Annotated in this window: 22 protein-coding genes; 2 read left to right on the plus strand and 20 right to left on the minus strand. The window is 51.4% G+C overall.

Annotated elements, in window-relative coordinates:
• The first annotated feature begins 47 nt into the window (after window positions 1-47).
• Together EYB30_RS00125 and EYB30_RS00130 are read left to right on the plus strand one after the other, a co-directional pair.
• A complete protein-coding gene (locus EYB30_RS00125; protein ID WP_166835720.1) occupies window positions 48-1,871 on the plus strand; it encodes a flagellar hook-length control protein FliK in 1,824 nt (607 codons plus the stop codon).
• An 11-nt stretch (window positions 1,872-1,882) separates the two neighbouring features.
• A complete protein-coding gene (locus EYB30_RS00130) occupies window positions 1,883-2,191 on the plus strand; it encodes an EscU/YscU/HrcU family type III secretion system export apparatus switch protein (protein ID WP_166835722.1) in 309 nt (102 codons plus the stop codon).
• Window positions 2,192-2,228: 37 nt separating this feature from the next.
• On the opposite strand, the gene EYB30_RS00135 is transcribed toward EYB30_RS00130, so the two are convergent.
• From EYB30_RS00135 to fliN, 20 genes are all read right to left on the minus strand, one after another.
• Window positions 2,229-2,666: a DUF2802 domain-containing protein gene (locus tag EYB30_RS00135; protein WP_166835724.1), complete on the minus strand. Its 438-nt coding sequence runs from the start codon at window positions 2,664-2,666 to the stop codon at window positions 2,229-2,231.
• An 8-nt stretch (window positions 2,667-2,674) separates the two neighbouring features.
• Window positions 2,675-3,169, minus strand: coding sequence for a chemotaxis protein CheW (locus tag EYB30_RS00140; RefSeq protein WP_166835726.1), 495 nt, complete (start codon window positions 3,167-3,169; stop codon window positions 2,675-2,677).
• 29 nt (window positions 3,170-3,198) lie between these two features.
• The gene (locus EYB30_RS00145) at window positions 3,199-3,999 is read right to left on the minus strand and encodes a chemotaxis protein CheW (protein ID WP_166835728.1); all 801 of its coding nucleotides are present in this window, start codon (window positions 3,997-3,999) and stop codon (window positions 3,199-3,201) included.
• Between the two features lie 3 nt (window positions 4,000-4,002).
• Complete coding sequence (locus EYB30_RS00150; protein WP_166835730.1) at window positions 4,003-4,779, minus strand: ParA family protein; 777 nt, start codon at window positions 4,777-4,779, stop codon at window positions 4,003-4,005.
• Between the two features lies 1 nt (window position 4,780).
• Entirely contained in the window at window positions 4,781-5,767 is a 987-nt protein-coding gene (locus tag EYB30_RS00155; protein WP_166835732.1) for a flagellar motor protein MotB, read from the minus strand.
• Window positions 5,768-5,770: 3 nt separating this feature from the next.
• Entirely contained in the window at window positions 5,771-6,514 is a 744-nt protein-coding gene (locus EYB30_RS00160; protein WP_166835734.1) for a flagellar motor protein, read from the minus strand.
• Entirely contained in the window at window positions 6,507-7,652 is a 1,146-nt protein-coding gene (locus EYB30_RS00165) for a protein-glutamate methylesterase/protein-glutamine glutaminase (protein WP_166835735.1), read from the minus strand. Before EYB30_RS00165 ends, EYB30_RS00160 begins: the two co-directional genes overlap by 8 nt.
• A 12-nt stretch (window positions 7,653-7,664) precedes the next feature.
• Complete coding sequence (locus tag EYB30_RS00170) at window positions 7,665-9,818, minus strand: chemotaxis protein CheA (RefSeq protein ID WP_166835736.1); 2,154 nt, start codon at window positions 9,816-9,818, stop codon at window positions 7,665-7,667.
• Window positions 9,819-9,833: 15 nt separating this feature from the next.
• A complete protein-coding gene (locus EYB30_RS00175) occupies window positions 9,834-10,586 on the minus strand; it encodes a protein phosphatase CheZ (protein ID WP_166835737.1) in 753 nt (250 codons plus the stop codon).
• Between the two features lie 25 nt (window positions 10,587-10,611).
• A complete protein-coding gene (gene cheY, locus EYB30_RS00180) occupies window positions 10,612-10,983 on the minus strand; it encodes a chemotaxis response regulator CheY (protein ID WP_206109480.1) in 372 nt (123 codons plus the stop codon).
• A gap of 52 nt (window positions 10,984-11,035) precedes the next feature.
• Window positions 11,036-11,755, minus strand: a complete 720-nt coding sequence (locus EYB30_RS00185; protein ID WP_166835738.1) for an RNA polymerase sigma factor FliA — start codon at window positions 11,753-11,755, stop codon at window positions 11,036-11,038.
• Window positions 11,752-12,630, minus strand: a complete 879-nt coding sequence (locus tag EYB30_RS00190; RefSeq protein ID WP_166835739.1) for a MinD/ParA family protein — start codon at window positions 12,628-12,630, stop codon at window positions 11,752-11,754. The genes EYB30_RS00185 and EYB30_RS00190 overlap by 4 nt, the downstream gene beginning before the upstream one ends.
• Window positions 12,623-13,996, minus strand: a complete 1,374-nt coding sequence (gene flhF / locus EYB30_RS00195) for a flagellar biosynthesis GTPase FlhF (protein WP_166835740.1) — start codon at window positions 13,994-13,996, stop codon at window positions 12,623-12,625. The genes EYB30_RS00190 and flhF overlap by 8 nt, the downstream gene beginning before the upstream one ends.
• A gap of 10 nt (window positions 13,997-14,006) precedes the next feature.
• Entirely contained in the window at window positions 14,007-16,109 is a 2,103-nt protein-coding gene (flhA, locus tag EYB30_RS00200; RefSeq protein WP_166835745.1) for a flagellar biosynthesis protein FlhA, read from the minus strand.
• Between the two features lie 90 nt (window positions 16,110-16,199).
• The gene (flhB, locus tag EYB30_RS00205) at window positions 16,200-17,327 is read right to left on the minus strand and encodes a flagellar biosynthesis protein FlhB (RefSeq protein ID WP_166835748.1); all 1,128 of its coding nucleotides are present in this window, start codon (window positions 17,325-17,327) and stop codon (window positions 16,200-16,202) included.
• Between the two features lie 15 nt (window positions 17,328-17,342).
• A complete protein-coding gene (gene fliR / locus EYB30_RS00210) occupies window positions 17,343-18,116 on the minus strand; it encodes a flagellar biosynthetic protein FliR (RefSeq protein ID WP_166835751.1) in 774 nt (257 codons plus the stop codon).
• A gap of 6 nt (window positions 18,117-18,122) precedes the next feature.
• Complete coding sequence (gene fliQ, locus EYB30_RS00215; protein WP_166835753.1) at window positions 18,123-18,392, minus strand: flagellar biosynthesis protein FliQ; 270 nt, start codon at window positions 18,390-18,392, stop codon at window positions 18,123-18,125.
• Entirely contained in the window at window positions 18,389-19,135 is a 747-nt protein-coding gene (fliP, locus tag EYB30_RS00220) for a flagellar type III secretion system pore protein FliP (RefSeq protein ID WP_166835756.1), read from the minus strand. Before fliP ends, fliQ begins: the two co-directional genes overlap by 4 nt.
• 8 nt (window positions 19,136-19,143) lie before the next feature.
• Window positions 19,144-19,746, minus strand: a complete 603-nt coding sequence (fliO, locus tag EYB30_RS00225) for a flagellar biosynthetic protein FliO (protein WP_166835760.1) — start codon at window positions 19,744-19,746, stop codon at window positions 19,144-19,146.
• Window positions 19,746-20,138: a flagellar motor switch protein FliN gene (gene fliN, locus EYB30_RS00230; RefSeq protein WP_166835764.1), complete on the minus strand. Its 393-nt coding sequence runs from the start codon at window positions 20,136-20,138 to the stop codon at window positions 19,746-19,748. Before fliN ends, fliO begins: the two co-directional genes overlap by 1 nt.
• Between the last annotated feature and the right edge of the window lie 3 nt (window positions 20,139-20,141).

The raw sequence follows: 20,141 nt of genomic DNA on the forward strand, positions 1-20,141 counted from the left end.
TAATACGAATGCGCCGCAACATCAGACCAAGGCAAAACAGGTAAAATATGAACCAGATCAATCTGGATAAACTGCTCCAGTTAGCGCCGGCCGGCAAAGCTGACGCCGCGACACTAAAGCTGGTGATTGCGCAGCTGTATCAGGCCCGCATTACCCAGCTAAGCGAAGGCGGCGTGGTGCTGCGCCTGCCAACACCACAGGCGCCGCTGCAGCTAAGCCTGCCCGGCAGCGCCAGTGCTACAGTGCAGCACTGGTTGCACAGCATCGCCTTACCTGAACATAGCGCCACGGCGAACAAAGCCAATGTCACAACGGGTGAGCTACTAAAACAAGCGGTGCAAGTGCAATTTGCACCAGGGAGCAACAGCCAGGTGTTGGTTACCTTGCACAGCCCGGCAAAAGTGCTCAGTTATCCGCTGCCGGCAGCGCAGGTGCGTCAGCTGTTAATACAGCTATTTGTCAGCCTTAGCCAAGCTACTGCCAGCCAGGCCCTGCAGGATAGCAGCAACAGCGCCTTAGTCAGCGCACGCTTACTTAACCAAAGCGGTCCGGCAAGCATCCAGTTACCGGCACTGCCAGCACTGCCCATTCCGCCAGCGGTACAAAAGCATCTGAGCCAGTTACTCAGCAGCAGCCATTCCAGCCAACTTACCGTGCTGTTGCAACTTAGCAGCAGTGCCGACAAACTCAGCGCCAACCTGTTGCTGCCAGGCACAGCCGCTGCCGGTAATCATCAGGCTATTCTGGAAAAGCCACAGCAGGCCCAGCTATTACAGCAACTGGTTAAGTTATTTAATCAGCAACAGCTTACCCCCTCTGACAACCGCCTTGGCGCTGTGGCATCGCTTAAACTGCCCGCGACTGCGGCCAACTATCACTTGCAGCTACAACCTCTGGCGAATCAGCAGTGGCAGCTGCAATTAGTGCCGGACAAAGCCAGTGTGCAATTTATAGCAGCGCCGGACGACTTTAACCGGCCACTGCAGCTTGTCAGCCAGTCACTGCAATCCAGGCCCGGTCAGACAGCCACGCTGGCAACGCCGGTTGTCACCAGCACTGCGGTGCAGCAGGCCTGGCGGCATCTGTTACCACTGCTGCCGGCACAGCCAGCGCCGCTGCAAGATCTGCCTGAGCTGCCCGTCGCCGTACAACAGGTTTTGCAGCAGCTACGGCAAAGCCAGCCTGACGGCAACAAAGTGCTCTCCCCTGCTCAACTGATGCCGCAGCTACTGAGCTTGCTGCAGTTTCAGCCACTGCAAAGCAATGCCAATGTGCAAACCAGTGGTGGTGCTTTGGCGGTCGCCATTCAACTGTTACTCGGACATTTGGCGCAGAAACCACCACCCGCTGCGCAAACCTTAGCCAACCAGAAACTGGCGCAGTTGGTCAGTAACCTGGAGCCGGCCCAGGCCAGCACTTTACTGCGCCAGCTGGCCAGCCACAGCAGCACCTTACAACAAAGCCAGCTGGCCACGCTGGACAGCAGCAGCCAGGCACAACAGCAAATTCTGCTGCAACTGCCGCTACAGCAAGGCGACAGGACGGTATTCAGCCAATTGCAACTGGAACAACGTGAAGCCGATGGTAAGCAAAAAGGCGAAAAGCAGCACTGGTGGCAACTAACGATGAAATTCGACTTACAGCAGTTGGGGTCTTTGCTGGTGGTGGCCAAATTACAGCAGCAACAACTGCAGCTGCAATTTTATACCGAGCAACCGCAGGCCAAAGCACTGGCACTGCAATTTCTGCCACTGCTAAAAGACCGCTGTAAAATGCAGGGGCTAAACGTCAGCCAGGCTGACTGTGTGCTGGGCAAAATTCCAGACTCATTGCTGCCGCGGGCTAACAGCCTGCTGGCCGTTAAGGTATAAGGACATTAACAATGACAGATAGCGATAAGTATAAAACCGCCACGGCGCTGCAGTATGATGGCAAACAGGCCCCTACGGTTACCGCCCGGGGCCATGGCCAGCTGGCTGATGACATTATTGCCCTGGCGCAGCAACATGGCGTGTTGGTGCATCAGGATGATGAGCTAAGCAGACTGCTAAGTCAGTTAGAGCTGGGCGAACAAATTCCTCCCCAGCTGTATATTGTGATAGCAGAGTTAATTGCGTTTTCCTATGTATTGCAGGGCAAGTTTCCGCAGAACTGGCATAATATTCACCAGAGGGTCGACTTTAAAAGCTAATGCCGTTCAAGGGGTCACTTGAAAAGAAGATGACGGGTTACTTTTTCGCCTGATGTAAATTATACAGCAGTTCAGCCTCAGCCCGTGGTAACTCGCACTCGCGCATGATTTCTTCTAAATCAGCACCCAGCTGCACCATTTTCATCGCCCGGCTATAAATTTTTGACTCCGGATCAGACAGCGCCAGTGCTTGCTGTTTATCAGACAATTCCTGCAGCGCACTGCTAACCTGGCTACTTAACTGGTTTAAAGCTGAATCAAGTTGCAACACACGTTGGCCTACACCAATAATACCGGCCCGCAGCTCCTCAACTTCATGCTGACTTTGCTGCAGCTGTTGTGCACTGAATTCAAGCCGTTTCTCCAATTCAGTCCGCTGCTGTGCATGCTGTTGCAAAGTGCGGTTAAGCCAAATATACCCCGCCACAGCGCACAGTAGCACTATGGCAGCTTGAATTGTGATCGTAAGCCACATAAGGTTTCCTAGATCGAGCTGATCTCGTCCCACTCTTCGTCACTGAGCAGTTTATTCAGATCAACCAGGATCAGCAGCTCACCTTCGCGGTTAGACACGCCCTGAATAAAGCGGGCACTTTCTTCTGTTCCCACATTCGGTGCTGTGTCGATTTCGGACGACTTCAGGTAGACCACCTCAGCGACGCTGTCTACCAGGATACCAATGACCTGCTTTTCCGCCTCGATAATCACAATACGGCTATTATCCGTCACTTCCGCCGGCTCCAGACCAAAACGCGATCGGGTGTCGATAACGGTGACGACGTTACCACGCAGGTTAATAATACCCAGTACATACTCTGGTGAACCAGGTACCGGTGCAATTTCGGTGTATCGCAGCACTTCCTGCACTTGCATCACGTTAATACCGTAGGTTTCTTCCTGCAGTTTAAACGTTACCCACTGTAACACTACATCAGCAGCGTCAGTTTTTTTCACTGACTGCTTGGTTAAATTACTCATGCACAGCTCCTGTCTAAATAGCCAAACCGTTAGGCACTGATATCCTGGCCCCGGTTTAATAAGTCAATCATCGCGTCTACATCAATCAAAACACACATATGTTTTTTAATCAGGCCTGCCATCCAGGGCCGCTTGCCTTCTGCTTCACGCCACTTTACATCGTCTTGCTCTAATACATAAGTGTTTATCAGCGTTTCGCAGCTCAGGCCCCAATTACTGTTGCCCAGCATAATAACATATTGATAGTTTAGCTTTTGCTGCATGCTTTGGTCATATTTTTCTGGCATCACCCAGCGTGCGGTATCAACAATACTGATTTTCTGCTCACGGTACAGCATAATGCCTTTAAACCATTCTGGCTTACCAATCAGACTACTGACACTACCAAGCTGATGAATACCGCCAAGCTCTTTTAGCGGCACGGCCACTTTTAAGCCGGCAACGTCAAAAAACAGCGCCTGAAACCGGCCTTGCCGATAGTCTTTTGTTGCCGCCTGCACCGGCGCAACTGGTGTTTGAGACTGGACGGAGGCAACGCGCTCTGCCACGGGGATGTCACGCTGCTGTAGCTGCTGCGCCTGCTCGGCTACCGCAAACTTCGCCTTTAGTGCTGCCAGTGCCGTATCTGTCGCGGTGGCAGTTTGCACCGCAGTGTCATGCCGTGGCGCAGTAACCGTGGCGGTTTCAGTGACAACCGCCTGCGCCAGTAACTGATTTAATTGCTGCTTTTTTTGTTCAGCCAGTAAGGTAGCGTCAAGCGGCTCCTCTTCTGTCAATAATGCCGACAGATAGTGCTGCATCACCTTTTGACTGGCAATTAAGTTACTCATGCCTTACTCCGGTGCCAGCTGTAGTAAATAAGTGAGCAGGGTGTTGTAAGCAAACACCCCACGCGAGGCAGAGGCAAACTGGCTTGGCGGTGTTTGCGCCAGGCTGGCATCGCGAAACTTGGTATCTACCGGTATCACTGCCGACCAGACTTTGTCCTGATACTTGGCTTTAAGCTCTTTATACGCTTCAAGCGATGCCTTAGTGCGTTTATCATACATGGTGGCAATGATGGTATAGGCGTACTCTTTTTGCTGTGAGGTGCGCATAAGCGCCATGGTCGCAATCATCCGCTCCAGGCCCTTTAAGGCCAGAAACTCGGTCTGTACCGGGATCAAAATACGGTCACAGGCGGCGATGGCATTTACCATTAACACGCCCATTACCGGCGGACAGTCGATCAGTACATAGTCGTATTCTTTGCTGATTTTCTGCAGCGCTTTTTTTAGCATCAGGCCCATGCCGCCTTTGTTGCCTAAGGCGCGATCCAGCGTGGCCAGCGCCATAGATGAGGGCAGAATATCCAGATTATTCATTCCACTTGGGCACAGCGACTGTAGAATTTCTTCACTGCTGATATCTTTGCCGCGGATAAAAATGTCATAAACACTGACTTCAAGTTCTTCAGCATCAATACCAAAGTAATAGGTAAGAGACGCATGCGGATCGGTATCGACCAGCAAGACCTTATAGCCACGCTGTGCCAGCAGGCCTCCAAGCGTGACGGTGGTGGTGGTTTTACCCACTCCGCCTTTTTGATTAGCAACGGTCCAAATAACCACTTCAGGGTTCCTGTTGTTTTGCCGGCTCAGCATCCGGATTATCGTCACGAGTCGTAATACGAATACCACCACCGGGTAAAGCGATGACGCGAATACTGCCGTCTTGCTGTGTGATCTGCTCCAGCTGTTGTTGTAAAGCTTGCCTTGCCGCAGCATCATCTGCCGACGGTGCCTGGCTGGCGTCAGAGGCCACATAGCCATAGCGCGAGATGGCTATCACTACTTTACGGTTTGCCGCTCTGCCCTCAGCGCTGTCATTAGGAACAAACGGATAATACTGGCCATAGCCTTCTATCGCCATACGTTGTGGCGCTGTGCCCAAGCGCTCCAACAGCCGTAATACTGAGGTGGCGCGGCTTACCGACAACTCCCAGTTTGAGGCAAAAAGTTCGTTATTAATCGGCTGATTATCGGTATAGCCCCGAATGCGAATATAGTTGTTAATCGGGTTAATCACAGCGGTAATTTCATTCAACAAGGTTTGCGCCGATTGGGTGGTGGTAGCACTGCCGCTGGCAAACAGCAAACCGCTGCTAAGCTCAATACTGAGCCAGTTGTCATCTTGCTGCAGCTTGGCCAGGCCTTGTTCCAGCAAATTCGCCAGGGCTTTAGTCAGTTGTTGTTCAACCGATTGCAATGGGCTACCCAATTGCCGTTCGTTCGCAGCAGACAACTGCGTTGCATCAGCCAGCAGCGTCGGCCCTTTGGCTTGTTGCAACGAGCTGCCGTGTAAATCGAGTTCGCTTTGCGGTGCCGGTACCGTTAGCACTGAACTGCCGGCTACACCTGTGCCGGAGTGCGATGGCTTTTCAAACATTTTCGTCAGGCTGTCAGCCAGCACGCTGTACTCTTCTTCTTTAACGATCGACATCGCATACAGCACTACAAACAGGGCAAACATCAGCGTCATATAGTCAGCATAAGAGACCAGCCAGCGATCTAATTGCTCTTGCTCTATATGTTTGTGCTGCTGTTTATGCCGGTACATAGACTATCCCGGATGGTAAGCGGCCAGCTTACGCTCTATATTGCGCGGGTTTTCACCGTGCGCTATCGACACCAGCCCTTCAACAATCAGCTCATGGTATAACGTACGCTGATGTACCAGGCTTTTCAGCTTGTTGCCGACCGGAATAAACAACAAATTGGCAAAACCGACACCATAAATAGTCGCCACAAAAGCGGTGGCGATACCCAGTCCGAGCAATTGGGGTTCAGAGATATTTGCCATCGCCTGAATCAGCCCCAGCACAGCGCCGACTATACCTATGGTCGGGCTATAACCGCCCATGGCATCAAAAATACGCGCACCGCGCAATAAGCGCTCACGCTCCAGCGTCAGCTCCGCATCCAGGGTATCTTGCAATGCTTTGGGCTCTACCCCGTCTACCAGCAAATTCAGGCCGCGGTGTAAAAAGGGATCCTGCTCGGCCAGGGCATCATTTTCCAGTGCCAGAAAACCACTGCCTCGCGCCGCACTGCCCCAGTGCACTATGCGCTCTGCGGTATGTTGCAATGGTAAAGCAGCCGGTCGAAAGACCCAGGGCAGCATTTTCAGCCCCAACATAAACTGATTTAACGGTGTTTGTAGCATTACTGCACCTAAGGTACCGCCAAAAACAATCAAAAATGCCGGAAAATGTATTAAGGTGGCCAGGCTGCCACCTTCAATAACAAAGCCGCCTGCTACGGCCAGTACCGCCAGTATAAAACCACTGATCGCCAGTTTATCCATGGCCCACTTCCGTTATCAAACGTGATGCAACGTCATTCAGGCTAACTTCCATATCCATCAACCCGGCGGCGGCTATGGCTTGCGGCATGCCGTACACCACACAACTGGCTTCATCCTGCGCCCAGATCCGCGCACCGGCCTGTTTTAATAGCCGGGCACCTTCACGGCCATCGGCTCCCATGCCGGTTAAGACAATGGCAAGGACTTTGTCGCCATAACTTTTCGCCGCTGTGGCAAAGGTAATATCAACACTGGGTTTAAAGGTGATACGCGGTGAGTCATCTTCTTTAATGCGTAACCGGGCGTCGCGCTCACTGCCCTCGATCAGCATTTGTTTGCCACCCGGTGCCAGATAGGCTACGCCGGGGCGCAGCACATCGTTATCTTTGGCTTCACGCACTTCAATTTTTGCCAGGGTATTCAGGCGCTGGGCAAAGGCGCCGGTAAAGGCAGCAGGCATATGCTGAATAAGCACTATAGGTAGCGGAAAGTCTGCCGGTAAGGCAGTAATAATGCGCTGCAGTGCAACAGGGCCACCGGTAGAGGTGCCAATGGCCACCAGTTTGTAGCTTTTACCGCTGGCGCTAAAACGCGCACTGCTGGCCGGGGCCAGCCGTTCACTTAATTTGGGCCGTTCAAAACTGCTGCGGGTTAAGGCTGGCCGCTGTGCCACGCCAGGCGAAGCCGGGCTGGTGTTGCGTTCGGTAACAGTGCTACTAAAGGTGCTGCGGCCAAGTTGGCGTTTACGGGCTACAGCCCTGACACGGTCGCGTAACAGCTGGCCGGCTTCGTCTTTATCGCGGGCGATGTCTTCAAACTTTTTCGGTAGAAAATCCACCGCACCGGCGTCCAGTGCATCTAAGGTAGCTTTGGCACCTTCATGCGTCAGTGACGAAAACATCAGAATGGGAATGCGCTGCTGTGCCATGATCTGCCGCACCGCTGAGATACCATCGAGCACTGGCATCTCAACATCCATGGTAATCACGTCTGGCTTAAGCGCCAGCGCCTTGTCAACGCCTTCTTTACCGTTTACGGCAGTGTCAATAATGTCAATGTCGCCGTCTTTTGCAAGGATCTCCGTCAAACGGCGGCGAAAAAAACTTGAATCATCAACTACTAACACCTTAATCGCCATAGGGTTCTCTCTTTAGGCGTGCATTTTATTGAAGCGATCAAACTTAATTTTTGATTTCTTCGCATAATGTTTCAGCAAATTAGGCACATCCAGAATAAGTGCTATGCCACCGTCCGAGGTAATCGTTGCCCCGGCCATTCCCGGCGTGCCTTGCAACAAGGCGTCCAGCGGTTTAATCACTACCTCTTCCTGGCCAATCAACGAATCAACAACAAAGCCAACCTGCTGAGTGCCTATCTGCACGATAACCACATGTCCCTGCTCACGCCGGCGTTTTTTGTCTGAACCTTTCACCAGCCAGTGTTCGAGGAAAAACAGCGGTATCGCTTTATTGCGCACGACAACGGTAAGTTGGCCGTCGACGACATTGGTTTTGTTTAAATCCAGATGGAAAATTTCGCTGACACCGGCCAGCGGCAAGGCAAAGGTTTGTTTGCCTACCATCACCATCAATGTCGGCAGTATTGCTAAGGTTAGCGGCACCTTAATTTCCAGCAAGGTACCCTCACCCATTTTTGAGTGAATATGCACAGTACCGTTAAGCTGGTTAATTTTGGTTTTTACCACGTCCATGCCAACACCACGGCCGGAAATATCCGAGATCTGCTCCTTGGTAGAAAACCCCGGTGCAAAAATCAGGTTAAACGCCTCAGTGTCAGACATACGAGCGGCCGCATCGGTATCGAGAATACCGCGCTTAATGGCAATACCTTTGAGTTTTTCCGGGTCCATACCGGCGCCATCATCATGGATGGTCAGCAGTATATGGTCCCCCGCCTGGGCCGCTGCCAGCTTCACCGTACCGGTGCGTTTTTTGCCAGCCTTTTGCCGCACATCCGGCATTTCAATACCATGGTCCACCGAGTTGCGCACCAAGTGCACTAACGGATCGGCCAGCGCCTCCACCAGATTTTTATCTAAATCGGTTTCTTCACCTTCCAGCACCAGTTCAATGTCTTTTTGCAGTGAACGCGCCAGGTCGCGAACCACGCGCGGGAAGCGGCCAAAAACTTTTTTAATCGGCTGCATGCGGGTTTTCATCACAGCACCCTGAATATCCGCCGTCACCACATCTAAATTAGAAATGGCTTTGCTCATTTCCTCATTTTGTACCGTGCCGGATAAACTGACCAAACGGTTACGCACTAATACCAGCTCACCTACCATGTTCATGATCTGGTCCAGCCGTTTAGTGTCCACCCTTACTGTCGTTTCAGCCTGTGCCGCCTGCTGTGCGGCCGCGGCTTTGTCTGCTGGTGCAGCAGCTGCCGGTGCCGGAGCTGCACTCTTAGCGACTGGCGCTGCGACAGGCTGCGGTTTTGCCACTACTGCATCAGCAGCCGCTGTTGCTGCGGGCACAGCGGCCGGCGCTTTGCCTTTGCCATGTAATTGATCTAATAAGGCTTCAAATTCGGCATCATCAATTTCATCATCAGCTTTGCTGCTATTTTGCGCTGGTTCAGGTGCAGCAGGCGCGGCTTTGGCAGCTGAATCCGGGATAAAAGAGCCTTTCCCATGTAACTGATCAAGAATGGCTTCAAACTCGTCGTCGGTAATGTCATCGCCTGACGCCGTATCAGCAACCGGTGCACTAACGGCGGGTGCAGCGGCAGTAGGTGAGCCCTTTTTACCATGCAGCTCATCCATCATCCGTTCGAATTCTTCTTCGGTGATGTCGTCAACCCCTGCACCGGCGGCGGGTTCAGCATTAACCGGCGCTGCTACAACCGGCGCTTCTGGCGCTTTGGCAACGGCCGGTGCCGGGTTATCGGCTGATTCTGGTTCACTGTAGTGATGCAGCGCATCGAGAATAGCCGGCGAAGCTGGTGTTAACGGCTGACGGTTTTGTACCTCGACAAACATCGCATTGATGCTGTCCAACGATTGCAGGATCACGTCCATCAGCTCAGGCGTAACCCGGCGTTTACCGGTACGCAGAATATCAAACACGTTTTCGGCACCGTGGCAGGCATCAACCAGTTCAGTTAACGACAGAAAACCGGCACCGCCTTTTACCGTGTGAAAGCCGCGGAAGATAGCATTAAGCAAGTTGGCATCGTCCGGATTATTCTCCAGCTCAACCAGCTGCTCCTGCAACAATTCGAGGATTTCGCCGGCTTCAACCAGGAAGTCCTGCAGTATATCTTCATCCATATCAAAGCTCATGCAAAGACACCTCTGTTAAAAACCTAAACTGGACAGCAAATCATCGACGTCATCCTGACCACTGACCACATCGTCGCGCTCGGCAGCGTCAATAATCGGGCCTTCGGCCTCATGTGCTTTGGGTTTGCTCTTCGCCGGTTTGGCTTCGGTTGGCACCATCATGCTGGATTGGCCAAATGCTGTTAACAGGCCAATCAGGCTTTCCTCAACTTCGCGTACCAGCTCTATTACCCGGCGTAAAATTTGCCCGGTTAAATCCTGATAATCCTGCGCCATCAGTACGTCGGTAAGCAGCGCATTTAACGTATTAGAATCGCCGCTGGCTTGCAAAAAGAAACCGTCAAGCTGATGACACAACGCTTTAAACTCACCAAGTTGCAGTTGACGCTGCATCAGCTTTTGCCACTGTGGCTCAATTTTGCCCAGTTGCTGGCTGAGCTGATCAGCGATAGGCAGACAGGATTCTACCGCATCCATGGTGCGGTTAGCAGCTTGCTCTGTCATATCAATAACGTGATTAAGCCGCTTTTTCGCATCCGGAATATCTTCTTCAAGCAGGTTGTTTAACGATGGGTCTATCTGAAAGTTTTTCAGTGAATCATGAAGCTGCCGGGTCAGTTTACCTACTTCGGCAAACAGTTCTGACGAACCTGGCACAGCAAGTTGCTGTACCAGCTGATTGGCGCTGTCGTGCTCTCCCATTTCCAGTAGCTGCACCAGCTCCCGGGCCTGCTCCAGTGAAATTAAAGGCGCCGTAATTGCGGACATGGCAACGCTCCTTTGTCAGTTACGGTTAGCCGATCCGTTCAAATACTTTAGCTAACTTCTCTTGCAGAGTGGCTGCAGTAAAAGGTTTCACAATATAGCCATTCACGCCAGCCTGAGCGGCGGCAATGATTTGCTCTTTCTTGGCTTCAGCTGTCACCATCAGCACCGGAATATGTTTTAATTTAGCATCGGCACGAATAGCCCGCAGCAGGTCAATCCCTTGCATGCCCGGCATATTCCAGTCGGTCACGACAAAATCGAAGTCCCCATTTTGCAACATAGGCAACGCCGTGCTGCCATCATCAGCTTCGGAAACATTGGTAAAGCCAAGGTCACGTAACAGATTTTTTATTATGCGTCTCATGGTAGAAAAATCATCCACCACCAGAATTTTCATGTTTTTATCCAAAATCCCCTCCGGCGAGATATTACTGTTATCTCAGAATAGGTTACAACCAATCCTGCATTCTGGCTTTTAATCTGACCAATGCCTGACTATGTATTTGACTGATCCGGGACTCGCTAACATTAAGTACGGCCCCAATCTCTTTTAAGTTTAGCTCGTCATTATAATACAGTGAAAGTACTAATGCTTCACGCTCAGGTAAACTACTGATTGTTTTTGCTAAATCCTGATGAAACGCTTCACTTGCCTGATTCTCAAACAGATGATCGCTATCGCTGTCGCCAGAGGTTACCAGCACATCTTCTGACACACCAAGATCTTCAATGCCAATAATACGACCACTGCTGATATCACTTAGCATATGATGGTATTCATCAAGAGATATATCAAGTTTTTCAGCAACTTCAATATCTTTTATATCGCGGCCATACAAGCCCTCTAATTCGGCAATCGTCTCTGCAATTAACCTGGCATTACGATGCACTGAACGCGGCGTCCAGTCGCCACGGCGCATCTCGTCAAGCATAGCACCACGAATGCGGATGCCGGCAAAGGTTTCAAAACTGGCGCCTTTGCTGCCATCAAAGTTCTTTGCCGCCTCGATAAGACCAATCATGCCAGACTGAATTAAATCATCTACCAGTACACTGGCGGGCAGACGGGCCATCAGATGATAAGCAATACGCTTAACTAAAGGCGCATGGCGTTCGACCAACTGCTGCATATGGTCAACACCGCCATAAGCTGCAATTTTGCTGTTCACGCCAGCCCCCGGTTTATCTGCGGTTGCACCAGTTGCTCCAGGAAAAACTCCAGATGGCCAGACGCACTGGCCGGCAGCGGCCATTTTGCTGCTTTTAATGCCAGGCTTTTTACTGCCATGCTGGCGGCCGTTTTCGGGAAAGCTTCAACGAACGCTTTTTGTTTACGTGCTGCTTTGCGCACATTTTCATCGTATGGAATCGTCGCCACCAGCTCCAGGCTCACGTCTAAAAAGCGGTCTGTCACCCGGGTCAGTTTAGCAAACAGTTCCTGGCCTTCTTTCAGACTACGCACCATATTAGCGACAATTTTAAACTTCTCTACACCGTGATCCCGGCTCAAAATTTTCATCAGCGCATAAGCATCGGTAATCGAAGATGGCTCATCGCACACCACTACCATCACATCCTGCGACGCACGGGAAAAGCTCAGCACCATATCTGATATGCCGGCAGCGGTATCGACCAGTAATACATCTACCGGCGTTTTTAGCTCGCTAAAAGCGCGAATAAGACCAGCATGCTCAGCCGGTGCCAGCTCAGTCATATTTTGCGAGCCGGAGGTTGCTGGGATAATTTTAATGCCAAAAGGGCCATCAATGATGATGTCATCCAGCTCAACCTCGCCGGATAACACGTGCGACAAGTTTTTTTCTACTCTAAGGCCCAGCATAACATCACAGTTAGCCAGGCCAAGATCGGCGTCTAATACCAGTACCCGCTTACCCAGCTGGGCCAGCGACATGGCAAGGTTTAGCGTAACGTTGGTTTTACCCACGCCGCCTTTGCCACCGGTAACCGATATTACTTTTACCATCTGCTTATTCATTCGTCTCAGGCCATGGGCTTGATCATCAATATTGTCATGACTATGCATAGGTTCCGTCCGCGCGGTTCATCTCGTCGTTATACCACTGATGAGCCGTACTGCTTTGTGCGATTCGTAATTTTTCGGCCTGTTGCACCAGTTTGTGTGCATCGGCCACAGCTATATCTTCCGGCACCCGCTGGCCGTTCGTCAAGTAACTGACCGGCAGTGCGTTGGCAATAGCCACATTAATGACTTCACCTAAACTTAAGCATTCATCAAGTTTAGTGAAAATACAACCAGACAAGGGAATGCGTTTAAAATGCGTCACGCTTTCCTGCATTACCCTTGATTGTGCTGTGGCAGACAATACCAGATAACTTTTTATTTTGACACGACTATTATGCACCAGACTGGCAAGTTTTTCTGCCAGGCGCACATCACGCTGGCTCATACCGGCGGTATCTATCAATATCAGTTTGCGCTGTTGTAACTGGTTTATTAACAGTGCCAGTTCATCACTGTCTTTCGCCTGTTTTACCGGACAACCAATAATACGGCCGAAGGTCGCCAGTTGTTCAAAGGCGCCGATGCGGTAACTGTCTGTGGTAATAAGTGCCACCTGCTCTGCACCATGGCGCTTGGCAAACTCTGCTGCCAGCTTAGCCACGGTAGTCGTTTTGCCGACACCGGTCGGGCCGACCAGCGCGACAACGCCACCACGGCGTAAAATATCATCATTCGTCGTGCTGAGCTGGCCGCTCAGCAGCTCCAGTGCCGCGTTCCAGGCCTCACTGGTGTTAAGCTCCTCAGGCATAAAGCACGCCAGTTGATCGGCAACCTGCTCGGATAAACCCAGCTGTTGCAGGTTTTCAATTACCAGTGCCCGCACCGGTTCACGCCGGGCTAAATCCTGCCACATCAGGCCAGATACCTGATGCTGCAGCAACTGGCGCATTGACAGCATTTCGTTACGCATGGCGTCCATTTGTTGCTGCAGTAATTTTGCCTGCTGCTCCTGCTGTTTGCTGATTTCAGTAAATTGCACTGTGTTGACACCGGGCACAGCGCCAGAAGTTTGACGCTCGAATTGCGCTGCCCGCACCGGCTCAGCTGCCGGTTTGCTGCCAGCCGCGCCCTGCGACACTTGCTGCTTAATCATCTGCCGCGCCAGTAAGGCTTTTAGTGAATCAGCCGGCGCTTCAGACGAGGCTTCGTCGGCGTCATCCACGGTAGCCACAAAGCGCGGTTCAGCGCGTTTAGCCGGTGCTACAGCCGCCTTTACCGGTGCAGCTTCCTGGTCAATGGCCGCGACGATCTCAACCCCCTCAGCGACTTTCTTATTGGACAGAATAATGGCGTCAGCGCCTAAAAACTCTTTCACTTCCTGTAAGGCAGTGCGCATATCTTTAGCAACAAAGCGTTTGATTTTCATAAGCTAACTCCTAACTTGCCTGGCCAATAACGCTGACAATACGAATTTGTTTATCGTCCGGTATTTCCTGATAAGACAATACCCGAAGCCCTGGAATGGTGTATTTCACAAATCGTGCCATGACTGAGCGTAAAATTCCTGACGTTAACAATACGGCACTGTCACCATTAAGCTCCTGCTCCTGATGGGCCTGCTGCAATGACTGTTGAATCCGATCAGCCAGGCCCGGCTCGATACCGGCACCGTCGTTGCCGGCAGCCTGCATCGACTGATGCAACATCTGCTCTAACTCTGGCGCAAAGGTAATCACCGGAATTTCTTGGCGGCTGCCCCCCACTTCCTGCACGATCAGACGGCGCAGCGCAATGCGGCATGCTGCGGTCAGTACATCAACATCCTGGCTCTTAGCGCCATACTCCACCAGGGTTTGCACTATGGTGCGCATATCACGGATTGGCACGCCTTCATTGAGCAGATTTTGCAGCACCTTAACCACGGCGGTCAGCGGTAAGGTATCCGGCACCAGGCCTTCAACCAGCTTCGGCGAATGTTTGGCCAGCATATCCAGCAGGTTTTGCACTTCTTCGTGACCCAGCAGACTGGCGGCATGGTTGGTTAAGATCTGGCTTAAATGGGTAGCCACAACGGTAGCGGCATCGACCACGGTATAGCCCAGGGTTTGCGCATGTTCGCGCTGATCTTTGGCTATCCATACCGCGTCCAGACCAAAGGCGGGATCCTTGGTGGCGATACCTTTTACCGTGCCAAATACCTGGCCGGGGTTAATCGCCAGCTCGTTGTCATGGCGCAGCTCGCCCTCGCCGCTGGTGACGCCCATTAACGTCATGCGGTAGCTGTTAGGCTCTAAATCCAGATTGTCGCGAATATGTACGGCCGGTATAAGAAAACCAAGCTCCTGCGACAGTTTTTTGCGTACGCCTTTAATGCGGCTTAATAACTCGCCGCCTTGCGATTTATCCACCAGCGGAATTAAGCGGTAGCCGACTTCCAGGCCGATGGTGTCGACTCCCTGCACATCATCCCAGCCAATTTCTTTTACCACGTTCGACTCTACCGGCGCTAAATCTGCCGCATTCTGATTAACCAGCTGTGCGCTGGCGGCCTTGCCACGCTTATGCAGCATATAAGCGGCACCGCCAACCACTGCGGCCAACGACAAAAACGCAAAATGCGGCATACCCGGCACTATGCCCATCAATGTCAGCACGCCGGTCGCAACAAACAGCACCTGAGTATTACCCAGCTGCGCTGTCATCTGCTCGCCCATATTTTCTGATTTGTTCTGCCGGGTTACGATAATCGCAGTACCGATAGACAGCAACAGCGCCGGAATTTGTGCCACCAGACCATCACCAATGGTCAGCAAGGTGTATATTTCCATCGCATCGCCAAAAGACAAGTCGTGCTGCATCATGCCGATAAACAAGCCGCCGACCAGGTTAATCACCAAAATAACAATACCGGCAATGGCATCACCTTTAACAAATTTACTGGCACCGTCCATCGAGCCATAGAAATCCGCTTCGCTGGTCACTTCTTCACGTCTTTTACGCGCTTCTTCCTGCGTAATCAGGCCAGAGTTTAAGTCGGCATCTATCGCCATTTGCTTACCGGGCATCGCATCTAAGGTAAAACGGGCAGACACCTCGGCAATACGGCCGGCACCTTTGGTGACAACGACAAAGTTGATAATAATCAGAATTAAAAATACCACTATACCAACGGCATAGTTGCCGCCAATAACCACTGAGCCAAAAGCCTCAATCACCTTACCAGCCGCATCACCGCCGTTATGGCCTTCCAGCAGCACCACCCGGGTACTGGCCACGTTCAGCGCTAAGCGCATAATGGTTGCCACCAGCAAAATTGCGGGAAACACGCCAAAGTCAAGTGGCCGTAACGAGTAAATGGTGACCAGCAGCACCACCAGCGCCAGCGCGATATTAAAAGAAAACAGCACATCCAGCAGCATAGGTGGCAGTGGCAACACTACCATGGCCAGCGCAGCAAGAATAAACAGCGGCGTGCCCAGGCCCTTGGCAAAGGCAAAACGCGAGCGGTCGAATTTGGTGAAGTAACTGGTTAACTGCATGACAACCCTGACAGTAAATTGGCGCTATGTCTGGTGTCAGCAAGAAGTGTTCCAACCCATTTTCAACGGGTCAGAACACTTGAAATGGACTTAATGGCGATAGCCTTCCGGGATTGGCAGGTCTTTGGCCAGAGTTTTCGGCCGGCTGCCTTTGCCTTTTTTGTACATTTTCAGCTGATACACGTATGCCAGTACCTGAGCGACAGCAGCAAACAGTTGCTCAGGGATCGGATGATCCAGTTCCGTAGTATGATAAATAGATCGCGCCAGTGCTGGTGATTCAATTATTGGCACCTTGTGCTCGTTGGCAATTTTGCGGATATGCATTGCCACTTCGTCGACACCTTTGGCCACCACCACCGGAGCGCGAAACTTGCCCTGGTCGTATTTCAGCGCTATGGCATAGTGCGTTGGGTTAGTTACTATAACGTCAGCCTTCGGCACTTCCTGCATCATGCGTTTCATTGACATTTGCATTTGAGTGCGGCGGATGCGCGCTTTAATTTGCGGGTCACCTTCGGAGTTTTTATATTCGTCTTTGATTTCCTGCAGTGACATTTTCAGCTGTTTAATGTGGTTCCATTTTTGATATGGTGCATCGACTATCGCAATCACGGACACGCTGGCACACAGGCCTAAAAACAACCAGGCCAGAAAATACAGCGCCGATTCAATATTATTGGGTTCGCTCATCAGCGACAGCGCCATAATATCGAAGAAAAACAGCTTAAGTAACAAATAGGCAATGCCGACAACCACAATAACTTTAAGTACGCTTTTTAACAGTTCCACCAGCGCCTGCAGGCCAAACATGCGTTTCAGACCAGTTAAGGGGTTCATTTTACTGGCTTTGGGCCCGGCAGCCTGCCAGCTAAAATTAAAACCACCCAGTAAGATATTGCCAACAAAAGCGGCAATTAAAATCAGTAAAAAAATGCCCGCCATCGGCGCTGCCAGCTTTTCACCGGCAGCGCCCCAAACCGTGAACATCGAATTGGTTTCAAAAATGTCTTTGTGGTTTAGCTGCAACATACGCTGACAAATTTCCAGCATGGCTTTGGCCAGCATTTTGCCAAACACCAAAATGGCGGCGGCACTGCCAATCAGTACAAAGGCGGTGCCCATATCTTTAGAACGTGCTATCTGGCCCTTTTCCGCTGCGTCTTGCAGCTTCTTGGGCGTGGGTTGTTCGGTTTTTTCGGCGCTTTCATCTGCCATCGCAGAGCCCTCCGGTTAACAACCAACCAGCCGGCAGCTGTAGTCGATAGCGTGCTGCCACTGTTTGTCATAGTGAAATAAAAACGTATCCAGCGTTAACCATAAAATGATTAAACCAGCCAGCATGGTAATAGGAAAACCGATAGAAAAAATGTTCAGCTGCGGCGCGGCGCGCGTCATAATGCCAAAGGATAAATTCACCACCAGCATCGACACTATCGGCGCCAGCGCTATTGCCAGCGCGGTGGCAAACATCCAGCCACCAAATTCAATCACGGTCCAGTAACTGGTGACTTCCCACCACTGGCCATTAATTGGCAGGGTGTCAAAACTAAACACCAGCATCTGGATCATGATTAGATGCCCATCAAAAATCCAAAATAGTAAGGTCGCCAGGATCAAATAAAACTGACCTATGGCTGCCACGTTGACGCCACTGGCCGGGTCCACCATCGAGGCAAAGCCCAGACCGGTCTGGGTGGCTAATAACTGCCCGGCCAGCACAAAGGTGGTAATAAACATCAACGAAATAAAACCAAGCGCAAAACCGATTAACAGCTGCAGTAAAACTTCGAGAAACATCTGGCCGGACATCAGATCCGGGTTGGCCACCGGTGGCAGCGTCGGCATAATAATCAGGGAAATAAATACCACCAGGCCGGTTTTAATCCGCATCGGAATATTGCGTACACCAATGCCAGCCATAATTAAAAACATACCGGTTACCCGGCACAGCGGTAACAGGTAGTCGGCCAGCGTTTGCATTAGTACACTCAGCGGAAATTCCATCAGCGCTTAACCTACCACCGTCGGAATGCTTAAAAACAGCTCATTGGTGTATTCCATAATCACCCGGGTAAACCAGTGGCCGCCAAACATCAGCGCCAGCAGCGTCACAATAAGCCGCGGCAGAAAGCTTAAGGTTTGTTCGTTTATCGAGGTAGCGGCCTGAAATACCGCCACAATAAGGCCGACAAACAGCGATGGCAAAATCATAGCGCTAACCAGCAGGATCACCAGAAACAGCGCATCGCGTAGTACATCAACAAAAATTTCCGGGCTCATGTACCGACTCCATAACTGGTGGCTAAGGTGCCCATCACTAAAATCCAGCCGTCAACCAACACAAACATCATCAGCTTAAATGGCAAAGAGATAATCATCGGCGACAACATCATCATACCCATCGCCATCAGCACGCTGGCGACGACTAAGTCGATAATCAAAAACGGAATAAACAGCATAAAACCAATTTGAAATGCCGTTTTTAGTTCACTGGTGATAAAAGCCGGAATAACCACAGTGATCGGGTAATCCTGTGGCTGGGCGGCCACTTCCAAGCCTGCTATCTGGGCAAAAGTATCCAGATCTTTGGTGCGGGTCTGGTGCAACATAAACGCTTTAATCGGCACTATGGCGGCATCCAAGGCCTGCACCGGCGAAATGTCTTCCGCCAGATAAGGCTGGATCGCGGTGTCGTTTATGTTTTTAAACACCGGCGCCATAATAAAAAAGGTTAAAAATAATGTAATGCCAATAAGCACCTGATTCGACGGTGACTGTTGCAGGCCTATGGCCTGGCGTAAAATGGCCAGCACCACAATAATACGGGTAAAGCTGGTCATCATAATGACCATGGCAGGAATAAAACTCAGCGCTGTCATCAGCGCCAGCACTTGCAGCGTCACGCTGTATTGCTGGCTGCCATCAGCAGCGGTAGTTACGGTTATAGCAGATAAGGCGCCATTATCGGCCAATACCTCAGGGCTTAGCAGTATTGCCAGCAGCACGCACAACAGTCGCAGCATAGTTCACGCTATTTTTTCAGGAACGATTGCAACTGTGTATGAAAGTCTGATGCCAACTTTTCTTCCGGCAGCGAATTTTCCAGTTCAAACAGTAAATTTATGCTGTGCGCCGTAACCCCTAAAACCCGTTGTTTACCTTGCATTTCAATAACTAACAAGCGCTCTTTTGGCCCAAGTGGCATAGTGGAAATTATTTTAATATGCCGACTGCCAGGCAGGCGCAGCGTCAATTTTTTGAATGCCCAGCCCAGTGCTATCACAATGGCCACGACGATGGCCAGCGACAGTGCCATCTTGCCCAGCCCCAGGCCGCCGCTGGGGCGTCCGCTACCGGGCTCCGCTCTGGCTGCCATCGGATTGGCTTTGTCTGCTCCCCTGGCCTGTACTGCAGGCTCAGCCGTTGCCGGCCCGGCCTCAGCCTGTAGCTGCAGGGCTTCTGTCTGAGCAGTCTCTGTTGTCTGCCCAGCCTCTGTTGTCTGAGCAGCTTCTGTTGTTTGCGCTGTCTCTTCTGTTTGCGTTGTCTGCTCAGGCTGCGATACCGCTTGCTGCTGTGCCAGCGCCGATAACGGGCAGCACAGCAACGCCAGCAAAATTAGGTTGAGTAACGGCATTAGCGCAGTTTCTTAATCCGTTCAATCTGGCTTATTACGTCAGTTAAACGGATACCAAACTTATCGTTTACCACCACTACTTCGCCGTGGGCGATCAGGGTACCATTTACCAAGACATCCAGTGGCTCGCCGGCAACCCGCTCTAATTCAACCACGGAGCCCTGGTTTAGCTGCAACAGGTTGCGGATACTGATCTTGGCCCGGCCCACTTCCATCGAAATGGTGACCGGAATATCTAAAATAGTGTCGAGCTTACGTTTTTCATCTACCGTAATATCGGCTTTTTCATCGCGCAGCTCTTCCAGCTCTACCGGCTCGGCACCGTCACCTGAGCCTTCAGCCTCTGCCATGGCGGCAGCCCATTCGTCCATGGTGTCTTTATCATCAGCCATTAT

Origin of the sequence: Rheinheimera pleomorphica (assembly GCF_011634895.1) — a bacterium.
GTDB lineage: Bacteria > Pseudomonadota > Gammaproteobacteria > Enterobacterales > Alteromonadaceae > Alishewanella > Alishewanella pleomorphica.

Coding starts and splice junctions, on each gene's coding strand:
- flhF (WP_166835740.1), bottom strand. CDS start 13,996: ATGAAAATCAAACGCTTTGTTGCTAAAGATATGCGCACTGCCTTACAG.
- EYB30_RS00170 (WP_166835736.1), bottom strand. CDS start 9,818: ATGAGCTTTGATATGGATGAAGATATACTGCAGGACTTCCTGGTTGAA.
- fliQ (WP_166835753.1), bottom strand. CDS start 18,392: ATGAGCCCGGAAATTTTTGTTGATGTACTACGCGATGCGCTGTTTCTG.
- EYB30_RS00125 (WP_166835720.1), top strand. CDS start 48: ATGAACCAGATCAATCTGGATAAACTGCTCCAGTTAGCGCCGGCCGGC.
- EYB30_RS00165 (WP_166835735.1), bottom strand. CDS start 7,652: ATGGCGATTAAGGTGTTAGTAGTTGATGATTCAAGTTTTTTTCGCCGC.
- EYB30_RS00145 (WP_166835728.1), bottom strand. CDS start 3,999: ATGAGTAACTTAATTGCCAGTCAAAAGGTGATGCAGCACTATCTGTCG.
- EYB30_RS00140 (WP_166835726.1), bottom strand. CDS start 3,169: ATGAGTAATTTAACCAAGCAGTCAGTGAAAAAAACTGACGCTGCTGAT.
- fliO (WP_166835760.1), bottom strand. CDS start 19,746: ATGCCGTTACTCAACCTAATTTTGCTGGCGTTGCTGTGCTGCCCGTTA.
- fliN (WP_166835764.1), bottom strand. CDS start 20,138: ATGGCTGATGATAAAGACACCATGGACGAATGGGCTGCCGCCATGGCA.
- cheY (WP_206109480.1), bottom strand. CDS start 10,983: ATGAAAATTCTGGTGGTGGATGATTTTTCTACCATGAGACGCATAATA.
- fliR (WP_166835751.1), bottom strand. CDS start 18,116: ATGGAATTTCCGCTGAGTGTACTAATGCAAACGCTGGCCGACTACCTG.
- EYB30_RS00130 (WP_166835722.1), top strand. CDS start 1,883: ATGACAGATAGCGATAAGTATAAAACCGCCACGGCGCTGCAGTATGAT.
- EYB30_RS00175 (WP_166835737.1), bottom strand. CDS start 10,586: ATGTCCGCAATTACGGCGCCTTTAATTTCACTGGAGCAGGCCCGGGAG.
- EYB30_RS00160 (WP_166835734.1), bottom strand. CDS start 6,514: ATGGATAAACTGGCGATCAGTGGTTTTATACTGGCGGTACTGGCCGTA.
- EYB30_RS00190 (WP_166835739.1), bottom strand. CDS start 12,630: ATGCATAGTCATGACAATATTGATGATCAAGCCCATGGCCTGAGACGA.
- fliP (WP_166835756.1), bottom strand. CDS start 19,135: ATGCTGCGACTGTTGTGCGTGCTGCTGGCAATACTGCTAAGCCCTGAG.
- flhB (WP_166835748.1), bottom strand. CDS start 17,327: ATGGCAGATGAAAGCGCCGAAAAAACCGAACAACCCACGCCCAAGAAG.
- EYB30_RS00135 (WP_166835724.1), bottom strand. CDS start 2,666: ATGTGGCTTACGATCACAATTCAAGCTGCCATAGTGCTACTGTGCGCT.
- flhA (WP_166835745.1), bottom strand. CDS start 16,109: ATGCAGTTAACCAGTTACTTCACCAAATTCGACCGCTCGCGTTTTGCC.
- EYB30_RS00155 (WP_166835732.1), bottom strand. CDS start 5,767: ATGTACCGGCATAAACAGCAGCACAAACATATAGAGCAAGAGCAATTA.